Below are 6108 nucleotides of genomic sequence, written 5' to 3' on the forward strand. Positions count from 1 at the left end.
CGAAATGTCCGGGAATGGTTTGCCGCCCGCAACCATTTCGCCATAATGTTCGAGGATCGCTTCAATGCGTAACCGTATCTGAAACCCGCATGGGCCAGACCAGATACACAAAGTTCATGACACTCCCCGCAAAAGCCCCCACCGATGGTGAGGGCTTTTGACATGTCATACATTGAAACTGAGCGGCTTATTCAGCGTCATCTTCCAGCGTTTCAACGGCCTTTTGCAGGTCCTCTTTGCTGATTTCCTTCTCCGTCACCGTGACTTTTTCAAGGATGTGGTCAACAACCTTATCCTCAAAGATCGGCGCGCGCAGTTGCTGTTGCATCTGCTGGTTCTTCTGGATGAACTCGAAGAACGCGCGCTCTTGCCCCGGATATTGACGCGCCTGCGCGATGACCGCTTGGGTCATTTCCTGATCGCTGACTTCGATTTCTGCTTTCTGACCGACTTCTGCCAGCAGCAGACCCAGCTTCACGCGGCGCACTGCCAGCTTGTCGCTTTCTTCGCTGCGTTCAATTTCGCCATGCGAATGGTCGGTCTCTGCGGTGTTTTCCTTGTTCGCGTCATGCCAAAGCTGGTGTGCAATCTGCTTGCTTTCGGCATCCACCAACGATGGCGGCAGGTCGAAAGTAACGGCCTCGTCCAGCGCGTCCAGCAGGCTGCGCTTCAGAACGGCGCGGGACGCCTGACCGTATTCGGCTTCCAACCGCTCGGCGATCTGCGATTTAAGTGCGGCAAGATCTTCAGCGCCGAACTGCTTGGCCAGATCGTCGTCGATTGTCGCCTCGGCAGGGGCTTTCACGGCTTTGATCGTGCAGGCGAAAACGGCCTCTTTCCCGGCGAGATGCTCTGCGCCGTAGTCACCGGGGAAGCTGACTGTCGCGTCCTTGGTGTCGCCGGCTTTCACGCCCACAAGCTGCTCTTCGAAGCCGGGGATGAACTGGCCAGAGCCCAGCACCAGTGGGAAGTCTTCTGCGGCGCCGCCCTCGAAGGGTTCGCCGTCAATGCTTCCGACAAAATCCATCGTGACCTGGTCGCCATCCTCGGCTGTGCCGTCTTTTTCTTCGAAGTTCTGCGCGGACTTGGCCAGATTCTCCAGCGCTTCCTGCACCGCCGAATCCTCTGCCTTGACGACAAGTTTCTCCAGCGACACGCCATCCAGCGCGGGCAGTTCAATTGCGGGCAGTGCTTCGTAGCTTAGCGAGACGACGACATCATCGCCCTCTTTCCACTCATCATTGGTCATCTTGACTTCAGGCTGCATGGCCGGGCGGTCGCCGCTATCTTTGAAATGCTGCTCCATTGCGCCGTCGACGGCGTCTTGCATGGCTTCGCCCAGCAGGCGTTGGCCGAACTGCTTTTTCAGCAGCGCCATCGGCACCTTCCCCTTGCGAAAGCCCTTCATCTCGATGTCCGGCTGGGCTTCGACCAACTTTTCATCGACCTTCGCGGCCAGTTCATCCGCCGTAACGGTAAGGGTGTAGCCGCGCTTCAGGCCTTCGTTGAGCGTTTCGGTGACTTGCATGGGCGTCCTCACATGAATGACAGGCCGCCGAAGGGGCGGCCTGAGGAAATTTGCGCCTTACTAAGGGGCGCTTGGCGCAGGATCAAGCCTGTTTATGGTCATGGTCTATAGTGCCACGGCGCGCATTCGGCCCTTTTCTTTCGGGATTGCTGCGCTCAATCTTGCAACTGGCCAAGTCAAGGAAGCGTGACCCATGCGTAGTCTTTTTGCCGGTATTGCCCTAATCCTGATTGCCCTGTCCATATGGCAGTTGGAACAGGATCGCATGGGTCTGACCATAAGCCCGTTGGACGGAACCGGCACGACGCCCGCCAGCCTGTATCTGCGCGATGGCGCCGAGGCTGCGCCCGTGGTCGTAATTGCCCATGGGTTTGCCGGGTCGCGCCAATTGATGGAGCCATTCGCCCTGACATTGGCGCAAGCGGGTTATGTTGTCGTCAGTTTCGATTTCGAAGGTCATGGGCGTAACCCGGTCCCGATGTCCGGGGATGTGACATCCATCGACGGCACCACACGGCTGTTGATGGAAGAAACCGGGCGCGTTGCCCGTGCGGCGCTTGCCCATCCGCGCGCCGATGGGCGTTTGGCCTATCTGGGGCATTCTATGGCGTCCGATATCGTGATCCGGCAGGCTTTGTCCGAGCCGCCGGGAGATGCGGTCGTTGCGGTGTCGATGTTCAGTCAGGCCGTGACCGCGATGGAGCCGGTCAACCTTCTCGCCATTTCCGGCGCTTGGGAGACGCAGCTTACCCAAGAGTCGCTGCGCGTTCTGAAGCTGACGGATCCAGATGCCGAATTGGGCCAAACGACAGGCGACCCGGCAAAAAGCACCGGGCGCCGAGCTGTGACCGCGCCGATGGTCGAACATGTTGGCGTGCTTTACTCTCAGACCGCCCTGTCAGAAGCGCGCGACTGGCTGGATGCCGTTTTCGGACGCAGCAGTGCCGAGCCTGTGCCGTTGCGCGGGGGGTGGATAGCACTTCTGCTGCTGTCGACCGTGGCGCTGGGCTGGCCATTGGCGCGCAGCCTGCCACGTTCGGATGCGCCCTGCCCACAGCCTGGCAGGCGCGGTTTCTGGCTGGCCGCGCTGGTTCCGGCCATTATCACACCGCTGGCCCTGGCCCCTTTCGAGCTGCGTTTTCTGCCGGTCTTGGTCGCGGATTACCTAGCGGTGCATCTGGCTGTTTACGGTGTGCTCAGCTTGCTTTTTTGCTGGCGACTCGGTCTGTTGCGCGGCCAGTTTCCGGCGCGCGCTTTCTGGATCGCAGGGGCTGTCGCAATATTCGGCATCGCGGTATTCGGCGGTGTTCTGGACCGCTATGTGGCGTCTTTCGTGCCACATGCCGGGCGCGTGCCGGTGATTGCCGGGCTGGCCTTGGGTGCGGTGCCCTTTCTGTTGGGTGACGCGATCCTCAGCGCGGGTGGGCGTGCACCGCTTTGGCGCGGGCTTGTGCTGCGATTGGCGTTTCTCGGCTCGCTGGCGCTGGCCGTGGCGCTCGACTTCGAAGGGCTGTTCTTCCTTGTCATCATCTTGCCGGTGATCGTGCTGTTCTTTCTGTTATTCGGCACGATGGGCGGATGGGTCGGACGGCGCACGGGCCTGCCTGCGGCGGGCGGCATCGGCCTGGGGCTTGTGTTGGCCTGGTCAATCGGCGTCAGTTTTCCGATGTTCCAAGCAACGTTCTGATCCGGTCTGGGAAAGAAAACGTGTCCGGCAACCGCGAATTGAGCAGTGCAGGTCACATGCGGCGCTGTCTCTGGCGGCCACTCTTGCTTTGGTGCGGATGGAGGGACTTGAACCCCCACGCCTTGCGGCGCCAGAACCTAAATCGAACGAATTATATTTAAACTCAGTGTGTTAAATCATAGATTTCTCAGAACATAACGGAAACGAACCGTGAATGTGCGAAACGCGGAATGTCCCCCATCGGCGGTACTGTTCGCCAGAGGCTACCCTGCCCCGTCACACCGCGCGGAACAGAACTTTCCGATTTGATCTGAGCGTTAACCCGGATGTACGGTTTCGGCAGGGGGCTATGTTGAGCGGTTAGGAGCGCCTGAAGACCGAGCCTCCCCTGCACACCATCCCCAGACCTGAGTTCCAAGAGAACCCGGTCTAGCTCGGGCCGGTTCCGGGCGGTTCCCGTGATCGTGTCTTCGAAGAGCCGCTCAGCGCCGACGGTGGTGAGAGAGTCGAGGCCGTCAAGGTTCGGGTCCCGGGTCCAGACCCGCGCCTATCCTAGGATCATGGACAATACCTTTCCAAAACCGAAACTGTTTCGTCATGGGGTTTTGTCCCAGTCACCCTGTCGAAATCTGGTAAAGCAGGGCGGTCCGTTCAAGAACGACCGTTTTTGGTCGGCTTCACGCCCCTCCTTTATCGGAAGCGGCAGCCCATGGGCTCGCATGGAAGAACAAAACACTAAGCCATCACTTACCTCTCATAAGCCCTACTTTGCGGATTTCTCGTTGAAAACCACTCTTCATGTAGTTATATCGACGCTTGGAGGATCAGGATGATCTACAGACTGGAAATCGAGAACTTCTACTCTGTGCGGGACCGGCAGGTGATCGACCTGACCGTCGGACGGAAGGTACCCGACGAACCGGGGCGACTGGTACCACTCCACACAGGATCGGAAGATCGGGCGCCCAGGGTCATCGCGATCTACGGCGCAAACGCTTCCGGGAAGTCCAACGTCCTCCGGACGATCGCCTTTCTAAGCTGGTTCGTCCAGTACAGCTTCGAGCATAAGGCGCGGACCCTTCTCCCCTATCAGAAGTTCCTGACTGCGGAGCAGGAGGCCGCGCCGACGCGCCTTTCTATCACCTTCGCGGGCCTCGAAGAGCCGCTCAAGGAGGGGGCGACCACCACCTGCCCGTATGTATATACCGTAGAACTGTCCCCCCGGTCCGGCGAGGGCGATGCGGTGATCAGCGAGAGCCTCCATTATAGGCCTAGGGATGCTGCACGCATGATCCGGGTGTTCGATCGGAACGCTGCGGGCCACGTGAAAGCGGCCTCCTGGGTCGGTCTCGGTCGGGAGCTTTCCGTTCTGGAGAGCATCCTACGTCCGGATGCGAGCGTGATCTCGACGCTCGGGCAGCTGAACAACCAGCTGGCGCTGCGTTTCATGCAGAGCGCGAATGCGATCGACACAAATATCCTGCTGACCCGGTTCGAGCAGAACGACCTGGATCTGTTGACTGGATACGCCCGAAGCCCGGAACTGCTCAGTGCGCTCAACCGAGACATCCGCAGGATTGATCTGGGGGTCGATCAGATCCAGATCCTCGCCGAGAACGGCGCTCCCGTGGCCAGCTTCTCCCATGCCGGCCTCGATCGGCCGATCCGGATGCCGTTTGAGAGCCACGGGACCCAACAGTTCGTTCGGATCTACCCGACCATATATCGTGCGCTAGCCCTCGGCGGGGTCGCCGCTATCGACGAGCTAGACGTGGCGATCCACCCGTCGGTCCTCCCTGAAATCCTGCGGTGGTTCTCGGACCCGGATCGAAATCCGTATGGGGCTCAGCTCTGGATGAGCAGTCACGCGGTCTCCCTTCTGGACGGGCTTCTCAAGGAGGAGGTGCTGATCTGTGAGAAGGGAACGGATGGGGCGTCCCAGATATACCGGCTAGGCGACATTAAGGGGATCCGGCGCGACGAAAACTTTCTGCAGAACTATGTCGGCGGGGTATACGGAGGGGTCCCGAGCATCGGATGAGGAGGCGGCGAACCATCGAGCGGCGCGCCCGGATCTTTCTGGGCTGCGAGGGGGAAAGCGAACAGGGCTATGGCGCGTTCCTCCAGCGGCTTGCTGATGCGAAAAACGTTCACGTTCACGTTGTCCCGGTCAACCTTCAGCCTGCGGGCGATCCGCTTAAGCTTGCCCAGAAGGCCGCGCATGCATTCGACCGAGAAATGAAGAAAGGCGGACCCTTCGCCGGTCAGGCTGTGATGTTCGATACAGACAGGCTGGCTGACATGCGAGACGGCGGACAAGCGGTGCACGCGATCCTGGCACGAAAAGGGTTCGTGTCTATCTGGCAGCGCCCAGATCATGAGGGGTTCCTACTACGCCATTTCGAAGGACACGAACGCCGTGAACCACCGCCTGGCGCATCGCTGGGCGCTCTCAGGACCCTTTGGCCAGGGTACCACAAGAACATGTCAGCCAGCGAACTTCAGACGGAAATCGGCCTCGAACACGTTCTTCGGGCTGCGAGTGTGGAGCCGGACCTAAGAACGCTTCTAGCGTTAATCGGCCTCCATCCCTGAACGGTCACCCACGGAGGGGACAAGCGAGGGCACCGAACCGATACGGAACGATCAGTCGGATTCCTCAGTGGCCGGGCCGGGCCTTGGATGTCGATGAACACATCCTCCGAATCGAGACCTCTTCCCTGGCATGCCTAAAGGGCGTGGAGTGTTGATTGTCACTGAGAACTGACCCGGCAACAGCAGAAATTGTCATTGAGAATTGACCCATGTGCAACCTTGCCCCTGCGCAAAGCAGTCGGGGGCGTCAGGAGTGATAGACATGGGATTTTTGAGGATTATTCGGAAGTGGGCGTTG

4 protein-coding genes are annotated in these 6108 nt (G+C 59.6%); 2 read left to right on the forward strand and 2 right to left on the reverse strand.

All coding sequences use genetic code 11. The annotated features are described in order from the left end of the window. Window positions 1–187: 187 nt before the first annotated feature. Window positions 188–1528: a trigger factor gene (gene tig, locus M3N55_RS16430; protein ID WP_249060949.1), complete on the reverse strand. Its 1341-nt coding sequence runs from the start codon at window positions 1526–1528 to the stop codon at window positions 188–190. Between the two features lie 193 nt (window positions 1529–1721). Here tig and M3N55_RS16435 point away from each other — a divergent pair, with 193 nt between their 5' ends. After that, complete coding sequence (locus M3N55_RS16435; protein WP_249060950.1) at window positions 1722–3215, forward strand: alpha/beta fold hydrolase; 1494 nt, start codon at window positions 1722–1724, stop codon at window positions 3213–3215. An 829-nt stretch (window positions 3216–4044) separates the two neighbouring features. Continuing rightward, the gene (locus tag M3N55_RS16440; protein WP_249060951.1) at window positions 4045–5256 is read left to right on the forward strand and encodes an AAA family ATPase; all 1212 of its coding nucleotides are present in this window, start codon (window positions 4045–4047) and stop codon (window positions 5254–5256) included. Here the strand turns inward: M3N55_RS16440 and M3N55_RS16445 are convergent. Next, a complete protein-coding gene (locus tag M3N55_RS16445; protein ID WP_249060952.1) occupies window positions 5214–5594 on the reverse strand; it encodes a hypothetical protein in 381 nt (126 codons plus the stop codon). The two genes, M3N55_RS16440 and M3N55_RS16445, sit on opposite strands and share 43 nt — an antisense overlap. Window positions 5595–6108: the final 514 nt, after the last annotated feature.

The sequence above is a fragment of the Roseinatronobacter domitianus genome (assembly GCF_023336755.1).
In the GTDB taxonomy this organism is placed as follows: Bacteria; Pseudomonadota; Alphaproteobacteria; order Rhodobacterales; family Rhodobacteraceae; genus Roseinatronobacter; species Roseinatronobacter domitianus.